This window comes from Alistipes sp. UBA1686 (assembly GCF_002320215.1).
Taxonomy (GTDB): domain Bacteria; phylum Bacteroidota; class Bacteroidia; order Bacteroidales; family Rikenellaceae; genus Alistipes; species Alistipes onderdonkii.
This window is the reverse complement of the sequence record NZ_DCKA01000018.1, coordinates 86,069-102,753: the sequence shown is the minus strand read 5'-3', so window position 1 is coordinate 102,753 and position 16,685 is coordinate 86,069. Positions and strand designations below refer to the sequence as shown.

11 protein-coding genes are annotated in these 16,685 nt (G+C 56.5%); 5 read left to right on the top strand and 6 right to left on the bottom strand.

Annotated features, from left to right (window positions below; all coding sequences use genetic code 11):
* The first annotated feature begins 2 nt into the window (after positions 1–2).
* From B3C38_RS08455 to B3C38_RS08445, 3 genes are all read left to right on the top strand, one after another.
* The gene (locus tag B3C38_RS08455) at positions 3–2,117 is read left to right on the top strand and encodes a S46 family peptidase (RefSeq protein WP_286726681.1); all 2,115 of its coding nucleotides are present in this window, start codon (positions 3–5) and stop codon (positions 2,115–2,117) included.
* A 220-nt stretch (positions 2,118–2,337) separates the two neighbouring features.
* On the top strand, positions 2,338–4,380 hold the full coding sequence (gene metG / locus B3C38_RS08450) for a methionine--tRNA ligase (protein WP_286726679.1): 2,043 nt from the start codon (positions 2,338–2,340) through the stop codon (positions 4,378–4,380).
* Positions 4,381–4,470: 90 nt separating this feature from the next.
* Complete coding sequence (locus B3C38_RS08445) at positions 4,471–5,484, top strand: branched-chain amino acid aminotransferase (protein WP_022332733.1); 1,014 nt, start codon at positions 4,471–4,473, stop codon at positions 5,482–5,484.
* Between the two features lie 96 nt (positions 5,485–5,580).
* Here B3C38_RS08445 and mnmG read toward each other — a convergent pair whose 3' ends face one another.
* The 3 genes from mnmG to ybeY are packed head-to-tail and all read right to left on the bottom strand — an operon-like array spanning position 5,581 to position 8,817.
* Positions 5,581–7,464 carry a tRNA uridine-5-carboxymethylaminomethyl(34) synthesis enzyme MnmG gene (mnmG, locus tag B3C38_RS08440; protein ID WP_022332734.1) on the bottom strand — a complete coding sequence of 628 codons (1,884 nt, stop codon included), beginning with the start codon at positions 7,462–7,464 and terminating at the stop codon, positions 5,581–5,583.
* Complete coding sequence (locus B3C38_RS08435; protein WP_022332735.1) at positions 7,461–8,369, bottom strand: hypothetical protein; 909 nt, start codon at positions 8,367–8,369, stop codon at positions 7,461–7,463. The genes mnmG and B3C38_RS08435 overlap by 4 nt, the downstream gene beginning before the upstream one ends.
* A 4-nt stretch (positions 8,370–8,373) precedes the next feature.
* Positions 8,374–8,817 (bottom strand): rRNA maturation RNase YbeY, encoded by a 444-nt coding sequence (ybeY, locus tag B3C38_RS08430; RefSeq protein WP_117507242.1) that lies wholly within the window; start codon positions 8,815–8,817, stop codon positions 8,374–8,376.
* Between the two features lie 371 nt (positions 8,818–9,188).
* Between ybeY and B3C38_RS08425 the strand changes: the two genes are divergently transcribed.
* On the top strand, positions 9,189–9,983 hold the full coding sequence (locus B3C38_RS08425; RefSeq protein ID WP_286726677.1) for a fibronectin type III domain-containing protein: 795 nt from the start codon (positions 9,189–9,191) through the stop codon (positions 9,981–9,983).
* Between the two features lie 314 nt (positions 9,984–10,297).
* Here the strand turns inward: B3C38_RS08425 and B3C38_RS08420 are convergent, their stop codons facing one another.
* The 3 genes from B3C38_RS08420 to pheS are packed head-to-tail and all read right to left on the bottom strand — an operon-like array spanning position 10,298 to position 14,244.
* Positions 10,298–11,422 (bottom strand): murein hydrolase activator EnvC family protein, encoded by a 1,125-nt coding sequence (locus B3C38_RS08420; RefSeq protein ID WP_022332738.1) that lies wholly within the window; start codon positions 11,420–11,422, stop codon positions 10,298–10,300.
* 5 nt (positions 11,423–11,427) lie between these two features.
* On the bottom strand, positions 11,428–13,206 hold the full coding sequence (locus B3C38_RS08415; protein ID WP_286726676.1) for a tetratricopeptide repeat protein: 1,779 nt from the start codon (positions 13,204–13,206) through the stop codon (positions 11,428–11,430).
* 12 nt (positions 13,207–13,218) lie between these two features.
* Positions 13,219–14,244, bottom strand: coding sequence for a phenylalanine--tRNA ligase subunit alpha (gene pheS, locus B3C38_RS08410; RefSeq protein WP_055211974.1), 1,026 nt, complete (start codon positions 14,242–14,244; stop codon positions 13,219–13,221).
* 84 nt (positions 14,245–14,328) lie between these two features.
* Between pheS and B3C38_RS08405 the strand changes: the two genes are divergently transcribed.
* Positions 14,329–16,656, top strand: a complete 2,328-nt coding sequence (locus B3C38_RS08405; RefSeq protein WP_055201691.1) for a patatin-like phospholipase family protein — start codon at positions 14,329–14,331, stop codon at positions 16,654–16,656.
* The last annotated feature ends 29 nt before the right edge of the window (positions 16,657–16,685 follow it).

Genomic DNA, 16,685 nt, shown 5'->3' with positions numbered 1-16,685 from the left:
ATATGAAGAAACTGTTTTTACTTCTTGCAGCGGCGTGCGTGTCGCTGACCGCGGCGGCAGACGAAGGCATGTGGATGCTGCCTTATCTGCAGAAAATGAATATCCGGGACATGAAGGCGCGCGGATGCAAACTTTCGGCCGAGGATATTTACAGCATCAATAAATCTTCGCTCAAGGATGCGATCGTCATTTTCGGCGGCGGCTGCACGGGCGAGATCGTTTCGCCCGACGGCCTGCTGTTCACCAACCACCACTGCGGCTACGGGTCGATACAATCCCTGTCGTCGGTCGAACACGACTACCTGAAGAACGGCTTTTGGGCCATGTCGCGGCAGGAGGAGATTCCTGCCCCGGGGCTCAAGGTGCGTTTCATCCGTTCGATCAGCGATGTGACTGCGGATATTCTGGGCAACGTGCCTTCCACGGCCGGGCAGCAGGAGTACGAACGGATCACCTCGGAGAATATCGCCGGCCTGACCGCTTCGCTGCAGGAGGCCAACCCCGGCATGGTGGTCGAGGTCAAGCCCTTCTTCGAAGGGAACCAGTATTTTGCCTTTGTGATCGAGGTCTATACCGACGTGCGCCTGGTGGGAACGCCCCCTACGTCGATCGGCAAGTTCGGCGGAGATACCGACAATTGGATGTGGCCGCGCCATACAGGCGATTTCTCGGTGTTTCGCGTCTATGCCGGACAGGATAACAGGCCGGCGGATTATTCGCCCAAAAACCGTCCTTACAAGGCCGAGAAGTTCCTCAAGATTTCGCTCGACGGTTACAAGGAGGGGGATTTCGCCATGATCATGGGGTTCCCGGGTTCCACGCAGCGTTATATGACTTCGTATGAGATCGACGACATGCTGAACGTTTCGAATCCCAACCGGATCTTTATCCGCGGCGAGCGCCAGACGATCCTGAAGGAGGACATGGCTGCCAGCGACAAGGTACGTATCCAGTATGCTTCGAAATACGCCACGTCGTCGAACTACTGGAAGAATTCGATCGGCAAGTCTCGCGGCATCCTCAAACTGGGTGTTAAGGAGCGCAAGCAGCAGCAGGAAGCTGCCTTCCAGGCGTGGGCCGAGAAGAATACGCTGCCCGAGGAAGGGTATATTGACGCGCTGCCGAAAATCCGAGAAGCGATCGAGGGGCTGGCCGGCATCGACGATAACTGCCAGTATCTGGAAGAGGCTTTCCTGCGTGCGGTCGAAATACTGACCCCCGCAAAAATGTTCGACGGGCGGACGGAGATAAAGGATCCCGAAGAGGCCCGAAAGGCGATGGCCGGTTGGTATAAGGATTACAACGCCCCGACCGACCGGAAGGTGGCCAAGCGCATGCTGAAGATCGCCCGCGAGCACATGACCGACCTGCCGTCGTTCTATACGGAGATCGTGGATAAGGAATTCAACGGCGATACGGATGCCTATGTGGATTATATTTTCGATAATTCGCTCTTTACATCGCAGGAAAAGGTCGATGAGCTGATCGGTTCGTTTTCTGCCGATAAATATGCCGCCGACCCCATTGCCCCGTTTGTGAAATCGGTGTGGGAGAAGTATAATGCGCTTTCTCAGGCACGCAAGCCGATCGTGGAGAAATATTACGAGGGAAGCCGTAAATACGTGGCGGGGCTGATGCTCCAAAACCCGAAAAAGGCGTGGGCTTCGGATGCCAACTTCACGCTGCGCCTGACCTATGGCCGCGTGCTGCCCTATTCGCCTGCCGACGGCATCGAATACAACTACTATACGGCGCTCAAGGGCGTAATGGAGAAGGAAAATCCGCAGAACCCCACGGAGTTTACCGTGCCCGAAAAACTCAAGGAACTTTATGCGGCGCGCGATTTCGGCCGTTATGCCAATGCCGAAGGCGAACTTCCGGTGGCGTTCCTTGCCGACTGCGATATTACGGGCGGCAATTCGGGTTCGCCCGTGATGAATGCCAGGGGTGCACTGCTCGGGCTGGCTTTCGACGGCAACTGGGAAGCCATGTCGGGCGATGTGGCTTTCGAGCCCGATCTGCAGCGCACGATATCGGTCGACATCCGCTACGTGCTGTTCATCATCGACAAGTACGCGGGCGCAGGATGGCTGCTCGACGAGCTGGTGTTCGAATAACGATTCCGACCGCCGATAATTAGGAAATATGCCCCGGACTACGCCGGGGCATATTTTTTATCCCGTAGCCGGAGGCAGACCGATTCGCTCCCGTGGTTTACGTTTTGTTTTCTTGCGGCAGGGTGTCCTTGTAGTTTGTAAACAAATAATGGGGCTTTGCTTTTTCTTTCCCTAAAAATTACTAATTTTGACAGAAATTAGTAATACTGTATATCTCAATATGGCAAAAGAGTTCAAGCGTTACCTCGTTACATCGGCTCTCCCCTATGCCAACGGCCCGGTGCATATCGGCCATCTGGCGGGAGTTTATATACCTTCGGATATTTACACGCGTTACCTGCGGCTGAAGGGCTGCGACGTGATTTCGGTCTGCGGATCGGACGAGCACGGCGTGCCCATCACCATAAAGGCCCGCAAGGAGGGGGTGACCCCGCAGCAGATCGTGGATCGTTACCATAACCTGATCAAAAAGTCGTTCGAGGGGTTGGGAATGTCGTTCGATATCTATTCGCGGACATCGTCGGCGACCCATGCCGCGACCGCGTCGGAATTTTTCCGCAAACTTTACGACGAGGGGAAATTCATCGAGAAGACCTCCATGCAGTATTACGACGAGGAGGCGCAGACGTTCCTTGCCGACCGTTATATCGTCGGTACTTGTCCCAAATGCGGGAACGAGCGTGCCTACGGCGACCAGTGCGAGAAATGCGGGTCTACCCTCTCGCCCGACGAGCTGATCGACCCGCATAGCGCCGTGTCGGGGTCGGTTCCGGTCAAAAGGGAGACGAAACACTGGTATCTCCCGCTGGATCAATACGAAGGTTTCCTCCGCGAGTGGATACTCGATGGGCATAAGGAGTGGAAGACGAATGTCTACGGACAGTGCAAGAGCTGGCTCGACGGCGGATTGCAGCCCCGTGCCGTGAGCCGTGACCTCGACTGGGGCATCCCCGTGCCCGTGGAGGGTGCCGAAGGGAAGGTGCTCTATGTGTGGTTCGACGCTCCGATCGGTTACATATCCGCCACGAAAGACCTTACGCCCGATTGGGAAAGGTACTGGAAGTCGGAAGACACCAAGATGGTGCATTTCATCGGCAAGGATAATATCGTGTTCCACTGCATCGTCTTCCCCTCGATGCTCAAGGCGCACGGGGGGTATATACTGCCCGAGAACGTGCCGGCCAACGAGTTCCTGAACCTTGAGGGCGATAAGATTTCGACCTCGCGCAACTGGGCGGTGTGGCTGCATGAATACCTGGAGGAGTTCCCCGGAAAGGAGGACGTATTGCGCTATGTGCTGTGTGCCAATGCCCCCGAAACCAAGGATAACGACTTTACATGGAAGGATTTCCAGGCCCGCAACAACAATGAGCTGGTCGCTGTGCTGGGAAATTTCGTCAACCGTGCGCTGGTGCTTACGCAGAAATATTACGGCGGCGAGGTTCCTGCCTGCGGAGAGATGAATGATTATGACCGTCAGACAGTTGCGGAGGTAACTGCCGTGAAGGGTTCGCTCGAGGCCAATATCGAGAACTACCGTTTCCGCGAAGCCCTGAAGGATGCTATGAACATTGCGCGTATCGGCAACAAGTATCTGGCGGACACCGAGCCGTGGAAAGTCATCAAAACCGATCCCGGGCGCGTGAAAACGATTCTCAACATCGCGTTGCAGATTACGGCCAATACGGCGATTGCCATCGAGCCTTTCATGCCTTTCTCGGCGTCGAAGATCCTGAAGATGCTCGCCGTGGAGAAATTCGGATGGGAGCGCCTCGGGGCGATGGATCTGATCGCTGCCGGGCATAAGATCGGCGAGGCGTCGTTGCTCTTCGAGAAGATCGAGGACGACGTGATCCAGCGCCAGTTGGACAAGCTTGCGGCGACGAAAGAGGCCAACCTGGCTGCTGAAAATTCGCAAAATATTGAACCTCAGAAAGATACGATACTGTTTGACGATTTCCAGAAAATGGATATCCGGGTTTCTACGATCCTTGCGGCGGAAAAGGTCGCCAAGACGAAGAAATTGCTGAAATTGACGGTGGACACGGGGATCGACCAGCGGACGATTGTTTCTGGAATTGCGGAATATTTTACGCCCGAAGAGCTGATAGGGCGCAGGGTGCTGGTTCTTGTGAACCTTGCTCCCCGTGAACTGAAAGGGATCTTGTCGCAGGGCATGATCCTCATGGCCGAAGATGCTTCGGGAAAATTGCTGCTGCTGGGCCCCGACGGAAATACGAATAACGGTGCTATCGTAGGATAATACGGTCTATGGATCAATTGGCGGTTTGCTTTTATCCGTTTTCCTTTGCTGTATGGGGATAATTTAGAAAAACCTTTAAATTTTACTATAATGGAAAATATTGATTGGAGTGCCTTGGGTTTCGACTATCACAAGACCGACGTCAACGTCCGTTATTATTTTACGGATGGTAAATGGAGTGATATGGAGGTTACGAGCGACGAGTACATCAAGATGCACATGTCGGCTTCGTGCCTGCATTATGGCATCGAACTTTTCGAAGGGCTCAAGGCCTTTCGCGGGGTCGATGGGAAAGTCCGCCTGTTCCGTGTCGAGGACAATGCCCGCCGCCTCCGGTCTTCGGCCGAACGTCTTTGCCTTCCGCTGCCGACCGTCGAAATGGTCGTCAATGCCTGCGTCGAGGTCGTTCGGCGGAATGAAGCTTATATTCCCCCCTACGGTACAGGGGCCTCGCTCTATCTGCGTCCGGTGATGTTCGGAACGACGGCCGGCCTGGGGGTCAAACCTGCAAAAGACGCCTTGCTGATTGTTTACTGTTCGCCTGTGGGTGCTTATTTCAAGGAGGGAATCAAGCCGATCCTGGTTGCCATCGACCGTGAACAGGATCGTGCTGCTCCACGTGGAACAGGCGATGTGAAGGTCGGCGGAAATTATGCGGCCAGCCTTTTGTCGGGTGAAAAGGGTCATAAAATGGGTTATTCGAATATCATGTACCTCGATGCGGCGGAGCATAAATACATCGAAGAGTGCGGAGCATGCAATTTCTTCGGCATCAAGGATGGCAAATACATCACTCCGAAATCCCCTTCGGTGCTTCCGTCGATTACCAATATGAGTCTCCGCCAGTTGGCCCGCGATATGGGGCTTGAGGTCGAAGACCGAAAAATCCCGGTCGAAGAACTTGCTTCTTTCGAGGAGTGCGGAGGCTGCGGAACGGCTGCCGTGATCTCCCCTATCGGCACTATCTATGACATGCAGACGGAAAAAACCTACTCATATGGTGATAAGGTTGGTAAAGTTTCTATGGAATTATACACCCGATTGCAGGATATTCAGTACGGACGGGCTGAGGATAAATACAATTGGTGTACGATTGTCTTGTAGAATACGAACATATTGTTAAGAGGCCGCTTTATAGCGGCCTCTTTTGTTTTTTTTGTGTTAAGGGTTTTGTATATATGTTCCACGTGGAACACTACCCTATCTTCCGAATTTTACTAAAAGAACATTTACGTCTGCGGGAGAAACTCCGGGTATGCGAGAGGCTTGCCCGATGTTTTCAGGCCGAATTCGGGATAGTTTTTGCCGGGCCTCGATAGTCAGGGAATTCATCGAGTGAAAGTCGAAATCCGCGGGAATTCGTATGTTTTCGAGCCGATGTAGCTTTTCTGCAATGAATTTTTCGCGCTCAATATACCCTTTATATTTGATTTGGATTTCTGCCTCTTCGATCACCTCTTCCTCCATCCGGTTCGTTTCGATGAATTTTCGGAGCTTCGGCAGGACGGCTTGCAGCGAATCGAACGAAACATTATTCCGCATTAGTATGTCGTAAAGCTTCCTTCCCTGTGATAAAGGTTCGGAATTTATTGCTTTTAAATAGTCGTTAATTTCGGCTGCTTTGATGCTCTGTTGGCGAGTGAAAGAAATAAGCGATTCTACGAGCGTATTTTTTTTGACGAAATAGTCATATTTTTTTTGGGTAATAAGCCCGATTTTATATCCGATAGGAGTAAGCCGGATGTCCGCATTGTCCTGCCGGAGCAGGATGCGGTATTCTGCACGCGAGGTGAACATGCGGTAGGGCTCGTCCACCCCTTTGGTCACAAGGTCGTCTATCAACACTCCGATATAGGCTTCGTCGCGCTGCAATACGACGGCCTCCTCCCCTTTCAGCATCCGGTGTGCATTGATCCCTGCCATCAACCCCTGGGCTGCGGCCTCTTCGTATCCGGTCGTCCCGTTGACCTGCCCGGCGAAATAAAGGGCGGAAACGAGTTTTGTTTCGAGCGAATGGTGCAGTTGCGTGGGTGGGAAATAGTCGTATTCGATGGCATAGCCCGGGCGATAGATGTGCAGGTCTTCGAATCCCCGGATTTTATGCAGTGCTTCCAACTGTATTTCCCAGGGCAGCGACGAAGAAAAGCCGTTGAGGTAGTATTCGTTGGTGCTGCGTCCTTCGGGTTCGAGGAAGAGCTGGTGCTGGTCTTTGTCGGCGAATGTACGCAGTTTGTCTTCGATGCTCGGGCAGTAGCGCGGCCCGATTCCCGTTATCGTCCCGTTGAACAGCGGCGAGCGGTCGAACCCTGTGCGCAGGATGTCGTGCACCTCGGCCGACGTGTAGACCAAAAAACAAGGGAGTTGGTTTTTAACCGGTTGTGTGTCAGGTGAAAAGGAGAATTTGGCCGGGTTTTCGTCTCCGTATTGCGGTTCGAGTATTTCGAAGTCGATCGTGCGGGCATCGAGGCGTGCGGGTGTCCCGGTTTTCATACGCCCGGTTTCGAATCCGATTGCGCGCAGGGATTCCGTGATCCCGTGCGAAGCGGCGTCCCCTGCCCTGCCGCCCTCGGCGTGCGATGTGCCGCAGTGCATCAGCCCGTCGAGGAACGTGCCGGCGGTAAGTATGACGGCTTTACAAGCGAATTCGATGCCCATGCGTGTCCGTACGCCCGTCACGCGTGGTTTAGGTGCAGAGGTATCGAACAGCAGTTCGGTGGCGGCGTCCTGCCAGATGTAAAGGTTCAGCGTGTTTTCGAGCGTATGGCGCCACTCCTCCGAGAAACGGGTTTTGTCGCATTGTGCACGGGGACTCCACATGGCCGCACCCTTCGAACGGTTGAGCATCCGAAATTGGATAGCGGTGAGGTCGGTAATGCGTCCCATCTGTCCTCCCAAAGCATCTATCTCTCTGACTATCTGTCCCTTGGCTACTCCACCGACAGCCGGGTTGCACGACATGGAGGCCATTTTGGACATGTCCATCGTGAGCAGCAGCGTGCGCGACCCCAGGCGTGCGGCAGCCGAGGCCGCTTCACAGCCGGCATGTCCGCCTCCGATGACGATTATATCGTAGTCGAGTGTCATTCTTCTGGTTTGTTTTCTGTCTGCAGATCGACGCTGCCGCTGTTCCTCCCGGCGATCAGGGCCTTGTAATCAGGCTCGTCCCAATCGATTTCGTCTCCGTCGGGCGACTCCGTGAAATCCCATTCGATAAGATCCATTTCGCGGACTGTTTCAGGCGGGGCATAAAGACCGAGGTACCGGGGATTTTCCGGCTCCTCTCCGCTGAACGCGAAAACGGCGATTTTGCGCACGGGATCCACGATGTAGACGTCTACCTGCTGTATATCCAGATAACCCGCCGTTGTCCGGAAGCAGTAGTGCGTGGGGTCGATGCGCTCGAAAGCGTCGATGATCGAAGGAAAAGGGCCGTCCATCATTTGCCGGACGAACAGCGATTCGGTGATCCATATCGGATACCAGTAGAGCATGTCCACGTAATACTTGCCCCGGTAGGAACATATCGGAATCCATGCCCGGGGACACTCCTGCAGCGAATAGACCGGGAGCGGTTCGGGATGCTGCTCCTTGAGTAATTCAAGGTATTGCGCGAAACTATCCCTGTTCCAATCGTTGTAACCGGGTGTCGTGCACGAGGCGAGCAGGCGGTAGGACTCCGATTCCCGGTTCATTTCGATATATGCCCTGCAATGCGAGGTGCGGTCGTGTTCGGGATCGTAAACCGATGATTGGTAAAGGAACGTCGTGTCGTTCTCCACGAAAGGCCCGTGCCGTTCGAAATTCCGGGCTTCCGGGTTTGCTTCGGGGATGGAATCGCACACAGGGGCGACGGCCGTTTCGGCGACGGCGGAATCGGCGGCAGGCAAGGCTGCCGTAACGTTGTTATCCGTGTTGTCATTCGCTGTCCTGCGTCCCAGGCAGCCGGCGGACAGTAATCCGATAAGAAGAATCAACAGTCGTGTTTTCATGGATTCAGGTATTATTCTCCGGGTTCTCCCAGAATTTAAGGTATTTATCCTCCTTGCGATGCATCTGCGCGTTGGTGCGGGGCGTCTTGTCGCCCTGGCCGCAGAGGTGCAGCACGCCGTGTACGACGACCCTGCGCATTTCCTGGAGCGTCGTGCAGCCGTATTGCCGGGCATTGTCGGCTACGGTCTCGACGTCGATGAAAATGTCGCCCGAAACGATGCGTTCGCCTTTGCGGTCGCTGTAATCGAACGTAATGACGTCGGTGAAATAGTCGTGCCCGAGCCACTGGCGGTTCATCTCCAGGAGCCGTTGCGCCGAGCAAAAAATGTAGCTCACATCGCCCAGCGTATACCCTTCCGCTTCGGCCACTTCGCGCAGCCATGCCGCCGTCAGGCGTTTCTGCGGCAGCCGGAAGGTACAATCGTCGTTATAGTATCGTATTGCCATGTTTGAAGGACGGCCCGAGGCCGTAATCAGTCTGTAAATCTTTGCAAAAGTACAAAAATAATACAGATGAAAACGTCCCGGCGGGCTTTTTCTCGTTGTCCGTGTCCGGGTGGCATTCCGAAGCTGCATCTGCCTTCCCCGCAGGGAAATTCCGGAAAATTAAAAAAAATATTTTTTCAGAAAGGGAGCGGTTTTAGTTACGGATCGTAACTTTTATTTCCGACCCGGGGATACATTGCCGCCATGTCCTGGTTTTTTGTTTCATATTGTTCTGATATACAATTTCTTATTGATATATCGGGGCGAATAACGATACGGAAAAACCGTTATATTTGCCTCGTCACGAAGTATTAACCCAAAAATCTCTCAAAATGAAAATCTTCAAAATGCTTACCGCGCTTGCGGCTTTTTTTGCCGTGGCGTTGTTTTCGGGATGTGATGACGACAAAGGATCCGAACCCGATCCGCAGCCTGTGAAACTCGCTTCGCCCGGGATTGTCTTCAAGGACGTCAAACCCACGTCGTTCGCGGCCTCGTGGACGGCCGTGGAGCATGCTGCGGCTTTCGGTTATAAACTGCTGACGACTGAAGGAGGACAGGAGGTCGTCGTGGCTGAGATCGCTTCGTATGATGCCGTGGAAGTCTCTTTTTCGGGGCTAAAACCCGCTACGGAATATACGCTCGAAGTCGTTGCGCTGGCCGGAGACGCCCCCGGATATACCGATTCGGATCCGGCAAAGGCTTCGACGACGACAGCCGACGAACCGGTCGTCGTGACGTCGCCGTGGGTCGATGTCGAGTTTTCTTACGAGACGGTCGGCGGAAAGGGGACGTTGCGTGTCGCCAACAAAGCCAATGTCAAGTGTGCGCATTTTTATTCGAGTACCGAGACGGTGAATGTCATCGGCGACGGGTATGATGACGAAAAGACGCTGATCGGTTATATCCTGATGAATTACGAGGACGGTGTGCCGGGCGTTTATATGGACACGGCCGGGCACAAGTTCAATAACAACGGCGCCGGGTTCAAGGCCGGGGACAAGCTCTTCTACTATGTCGTGGGCGTGGATGCGGCCGATAAACCGGGCGACCTGAACTGGTTTTGGGTCGAAATCCCCGCCAACATAGGCGACCCGGTGATTATCCTCGATTCGCCGGAGGTCTGACGACTTTCCGGAATAATTGGTAAGCGGGATCCTGTTTTTGCGGGATCCCGCTGTTGTATTCCGTTCTGGCCAGATACAGGGCTGCGGAAAAGGTTTTTTTGATCCGGAAAAGGTCGACGGGAGAGCTGGCCAGGTTTAGAGCGGGATTTCTGCCCGCCGTTGCCAAAAATATTTGATGGGATTTATCCTTCGCCCGAAACGGTTTTTCGGCGTGGCGTGTCCGGGGTTACCGTTCGGAAGGATTCCCGATCCGGTATTTATTGTCGGTGTTTATCGTTCGGAAGGGTTCCCGGTTCGGTGTTTATCGCCGGGGTTTACCGTTTGAAACAGTTTTCGGCGCGGAGCTTCTCGCCGGGGTTCGGCGGGTAGATGCCGAATACCAGTTTGTACTCGGTTTCCATCGTCATGATGTTGACCGACGAGCCGATGGTGCCCAACTGTTCGTTTCTTGCCACTTTCTGGCCCTTTTCAACGCATATCGACCCCATGTTGGCATAGGAGGTTATATATTCGCCGTGAGCCACGAAAACGTCGTATTTGTTCGTGATGCGGTTGCGCTTGATTTCGACGACCTTTCCGTCGTAGATCGAAATGACGTGCGCACCCTTGGGGCCGGAGATCTCGGCCATGTTTTCCTTGTAGCGTTTTACGGAACCGGCCGTGACGGGAAGCCTCAGCCCCGTGGTCTTGGTCGAGAACGACGCACCCTCGGTATTGCCTTTGGTGAGTTTGCGCAGCTCGCTGATGGCCACGTCGAGCTGCTGTTCCTGCGACAGTTTGCGTTGCAGGGCCTGTTTCTCCTTTTGCGACATCTGGCGAATATTGGCCCGGGCGTTGCGCGAATCGCGCTGGAGCTTCTGTTTCTGGGCGGTGAGGTTCTGCGTCACCGAGTCCAACGAGCGTTTGCGGCGGTCGAGCTGCGCCTTCTCGTGGGCGACCTGTTCCGAAAGTGCGGCGATGTCGTGCAGTTTGCGTTCGCGCATCGAAGCCACTTCACGCAGGTTGGTGATCTTTTTCGCGACGTCGGTGAAGTCGCGCGACGAAAAAATGTAGGTCAGGTAGTTGTTGTGCTTATAGTTGCGGTAGGCCTCGCGTACCATCTCGGCATACTGCGTGCGGTTGCGCTCCAGGGCCGAGCTGAGATCGCCGGCGACGCTGTCCGTACGGGATATCTCCTTGCGAAGCAGGCGCGCCTGCTTCTCGGTCTCTTCGAGCAGTTGGTTGCGGGAGTCGAGCTGGCGCGCCAGGCGGCGAACCCGTTCCTCGGTGGCGGCGCGGCCTTCCTGTATCTTCGAGATCGCGCGTTCCTCGTCGGCAATCCTCTTTTCCAGGGCGGCGATGACCCGTTTCTGCTCTTCGATGGCATCGCGGCCCCCCTGCGCCGCAGCGGTAAAGGCGGCGAACAGGAAAAGGAGGGTCAGTATGCGGGCGGGCTTCATCACGGTCACTCTTTTTCGGCTTTGCCCTGTTCCATGCGGCGGGTGATCTGGTCGGCGTCGTAGCCCTTTTCGAGTCCCTTGCGCCAGTATATTTCGGCCATGAACTGTTCGCCCATGGCATGCAGGATATCCCCGTAATGAACCAGCAGCGCCGCACTCTCCTGCCCGTCGAGGGCGATGGCCTGCTGCATCACCTTCTTGGCCTCGGCCGTGCGTCCCAGCTTGAAGAGCACCCAGGCATGGGTGTCCAGGTATGTGGGGTTGTTGTCCGTGAGGGCGATGGCGCGGCTCGACATCGTGAGCGCCTTTTCGAGTTCACGCCCTTCGAGCGAGAGGAAATAGGCGTAGTTGTTGAGTACCATGGCGTTATCCGGATCGTAGCGCAGGCTGTGGTCGTAGGCTTTGTAGCACTGCTTCATATCCGCCCGGAACGAACCTTTTCGGACAGCCCGGGCGAAATCGTCGTCGATGTCCTGTTCGCCGGCGGTGGCTTTCTGGTGCCAGGTGTCGCCGATAAATCCCCAGATCACGCTGCGCAGCGAATCTGTCCGGGCATAGCCCAGCGATTGTTTGTAGGCTTTGATCGCCTGGGGGTATTGTTTGGAATAATTCAGCGTATGCCCTTTCGAGAGGTGGAAATCGACCTGCCCGGGAAAGAGCTCCAGGGCGCGCCCGATATAGCGGTTCACCGAATCGGGATGCTGAAGATAGCTCTCGATGTCGATCACCGAACGGAAATACTCCTCGACGGGCGGCTGGTCGTCGAGGTGGAGCTTGTAGAGCGCCAGCGCCTGTTCCAGCTCGCCCGAGGCGATCAGGTGTTTGGCATAAAGTTCCACGACGCGCCTGTCCTGCGGGTAGCGGACGGCAAGCGTCGAGGCCAGCGTATTGAGCTGGGGGTAATATTCGCGGTAGAAACGCATGTCGGAGGTGAAGATCCCGAAACGCTTGATCTTCGTGTCGAGCGGCATCTTGTCCGACTCGAAAAGCCGCTGCGTAACGTCCAGCACCGCCCGGTAATCGTGTCGGCCGTTGTAGAAATCGGCCAGCGACATGAGCGTCCCCACGTCGGTCGAGTCGATCTGCAATGCCCGGTCGTATTCGGCCTTGGCCAGCGAATCCTTGCCCAGAATGCCGTAGAGGTCGGCCAGCACGACGTGGTGTTCGGCCTCGTAAGGCACCGCTTCGATCATGGCCTCGGCCTCTTCGACGGCCTTGTCCATCTGGCGCGTAGCGACCAGCAGCTGCCGTTTCATGGTGCTCAGCACCGGGATGCGGCCGAAGCGCACTTCGGCCGAGTCGAGCGTGGCGATGGCCGAGAAGGGCTGCTGCGCCTGCTCGTAGAGGGCGGCCAGGATCCGGTAGTTGTCGGGGTTCTGCGGCTCGTCGCTGCGCAGGCGGCGGTAGACGGCCAGCGCCTCGTCGTAACGGCGGGCGTAGATGAGTGCCTGCCCGAGGAACTGGTGGTACCACTTGTTGGCGGTGTCGAGCCGGAAGGCCGTGCGTGCCAGATCCACCGCCTCGTCGGGCGTGGAATACATGCCGTTGGCGGCCATTTCGTAATAGGCCGGTGCGAAGGTCGAGTCGTTGCGGATGGCCTCGGCGAAAAATTCCCGCGCCCGGACGGTGTCTCGGGCAATGGCATTCTGTTTGATGCCTTCGGTATAGAGCCACACGCTGCGCAGCGAATCGGGATAGCCGGGCACGCCGGCGGGGCCTTTCCCGGCGGCGAAGGCCGAAAGGAAGAGCACGCAGAGTACCGTGATCGCTGTCAAACGTTTCATGGGCCCGGTGTTTTAGAGTGCCGTGTCGAACTGGTGGAGGAAACGCACGTCGTTCTCGAAATAGAGGCGCAGGTCTTTCACGCCGTATTTGAGCATTGCGATGCGTTCAATACCCATGCCGAAGGCGAAGCCCGAGTATTTTTCGGGGTCTATGCCGTTTGCCTGGAGTACGTTGGGGTCTACCATGCCGCAGCCCATGATTTCGAGCCAGCCGGTGCCCTTGCACACCGGGCATCCCTTGCCCCCGCAGAGGTTGCACGATACGTCGACCTCGGCCGAAGGTTCGGTGAAGGGGAAGTACGACGGGCGCATGCGGATGACGGCCTGCTCGCCGAAGACCTCCTTGGCGAAGTAGAGCAGCGACTGTTTCATGTCGGCGAACGACACCCCTTCGTCGATGTAGAGGCCCTCGATCTGGTGGAAGATGCAGTGTGCGCGGTACGAAATGGCTTCGTTGCGGAACACGCGGCCGGGGCAGATGACGCGGATGGGCGGTTTCTGGCGCTCCATGGTGCGTACCTGGATCGACGAGGTATGCGTGCGCAGCAGGATGTCGGGATCCTTTTCGATGAAGAACGTGTCCTGCATGTCGCGCGCCGGATGTTCGGGCGGGAAGTTGAGCGCCGAGAAGACGTGCCAGTCATCCTCGATCTCGGGCCCGTCGGCGACGGTGTAGCCCAGCCGCGAGAAGACCTCGACGATCTGGTTCTTGACGATCGAGATCGGGTGGCGCGACCCCAACTGTTCGGCCGAACCGGGACGGGTCATGTCTTCGGTCGCAGCGCCGTCGTCGGCGATTGCGTCCTGAAGTTGCTCGCGCAGGGCGTTTATGCGGTCGAGGGCCGTGACCTTGAGTTTGTTGAGCTGCTGCCCCATTTCGCGCTTGAGCTCCGGGGCCACCGTCTTGAACTCTTCCATCAGGGCGTTCAGTTCGCCCTTCTTGCCGAGGACTTTGATGCGGAACTCCTCGATCTCGGCCGCTGCCTTCGGTTTGAACTCTTCGACACGTCGGAGAAGTTCATTGATTTTGTCGGTCATATTTTGATTGTTTACGCTTTTTCCGTATTTTTACCCGTCTTATTACGTTAAGTATAACGTGCAAAGTTATAAAAAAATTGAGATATGTTGCGTAAAACCCTCTCATTTATCTCGGTGCTGTTGCTCGCTGCGACGGTCGCCGGGGCGCAGAACCCCGACGACGGGACTGCACGTCCCCGCTCGGTGGGCGTCGTGATGAGCGGCGGCGGCGCAAAGGGACTCTACCATATAGGCGTGCTCGAAGCCCTCGAGGAGAACGGCGTGCCGATCGATTACGTGGCGGGCACCTCGATGGGCTCGATCATCGCGGCCATGTATGCCGCGGGCTACTCCCCTGCCCAGATGCGGGAGATTGTCGCTTCGGGCGTGGTCAAGGAGTGGGTGTCGGGGCGTATCGACCCCCGCTATACCCCCTACTACCGGCAGATCGGCCACAACCCGTCGTTTATCAGCGTGCGCCTGAACCTGGGTAATTCGGGCAAGCGTTTCCGTGTGACGAACCTGATTTCTTCGACGCCGATCGAGATGGCGCTTACGGAGCTGTTCGCGCCGGCCTCGGCGGCTGCCGGCGGCGACTTCGACCGTCTGATGGTGCCTTTCCTCTGCGTGTCGAGCGATATGAACGCCCGCGAGCCGGTGGTGATGCGCAACGGCGACCTGTGCGAAGCCGTGCGCTCGTCGATGTCCATCCCGCTGGTGTTCAAACCGATGAAAGTCGATTCGATGCTGCTCTACGACGGCGGTATTTACGACAACTTCCCGTGGCGTCCGCTCGACGTGGGGTTCCGTCCCGACCTGATCGTGGGCAGTATCTGCACGGCGGGCAATACCCCGCCGGGCGAGGACATCAACATCCTCGACCAGGCTTTCATGCTGGCGATGCACGATACGGATTACGACCTGCCCAAAGGGCGCAGCGTCACGGTTCGCCGTGCCGTGGATGTCAACATGCTCGATTTCGACAGCGCCGTGGCCGTGATGGATGCCGGTTATGAAGATGCGATGGCCGTCATGCCGCAGATCCTGGAGCGGGTTTCCGAACGCTGGTCACCCCGGCGCTATGCCGAGCGGCGCGAGGAGTTCCGCGCCAAATGCCCGCCGCTGGTCTTCAACGACTATAAGCTCGAAGGGCTCTCCTCGGCGCCCGAGGCCTATATCCGCGACTTCGTGAAGGTAGACCGCCGAACCCCCGGGCGCCAGCGCCCGATGGGTTTTTCCGAATTGCGCGACAACCTCTACGCGGTGCTTGCGGACGGCGATTTCACGATGGATTTCCCGCACGTGGCATACGACACCGTGACGGAGCGCTATTCGTTCCGGGCAAAGTTCCATACCAAACCCAACTTCAAGATCACGATCGGCGGCAACGTCTCCTCGACGGCTTTCAACCAGGCCTACATCGGCGTCAATTACCAGACGATCGGCCGTGTGGGGCAGCAGTTGGGCGCCGACCTCTACCTCGGGCCGATCTATACGTGGGGTACGATCGGAGGGCGCACGGATTTCTACATGTGGAAACCCGTGTTCCTGGATTACTCCTACAATTTCGCCGTGCGGAATTTCCGCCACGGTTCATTCGGCAACATCACCAAAATCGACAACACGCGGCAGGTCAAGAACAGCGAAAGTTTCTTCTCGGTGGCCGCCGGAATGCCCCTCGCCCACCGCGGCGTCTTCCTGATCCGCGCCAACGGCGGGCATGTCAATTACCGGTACGATTCCGACGAGCTTTTCGCCGACGATACCGACCATTCGCGCTATTCGTTCTTCGGGATCAAGGCCGAGCTGGCGCGTAATACGCTCGACAAGTTCCTCTATCCCCGCCGGGGTTCCGACCTGAAACTGTCGGGCATCTTCGTCACGGGGCGCGATAAATACGAGCCGTTCGATGCCGAAAAGTTCCTGTCGCGGACGTCCCGCCAGTGGGTCGGGGCGCGGCTTACGTGGGACAAGTATTTCGACATGCCGGGCTGCAGCTGGTTTTCGCTGGGGCTGAACGTCGACGGCGTGATCACGAACCATCCCGAGTTCACGACCGAGGGGGCCACGGTGATGTCGATGCCGGCTTACGAGCCGGTGCCTCACGCGCAGATGATTTACATGCCCGACTTCCGGGGCAAGCGGTTCGCGGCGGGCGGCGTGATGCCGACTTTCGACCTGATGCCCAACTTCTTCCTGCGCACGGGTTTCTACGCCATGTTCCGCGAGAAACGCAGTTTCGTACCCGGGGTGTCGGGCCCGGTGGAAGATAAGCGCTGGCACTATATCGCCGAGGCGTCGCTGGTCTACCATACGCCGATCGGCCCGGTCAGCCTGGCCCTGACCAAATACGACCTGCGCAACTGGAAGAACATGTACCTGACGTTCAATTTCGGGTACGCGATCTTCGCGCCCAAGGGGACGTTCTATTAGCGTGCCGTGGCGCCGGGCGCATTATTTTT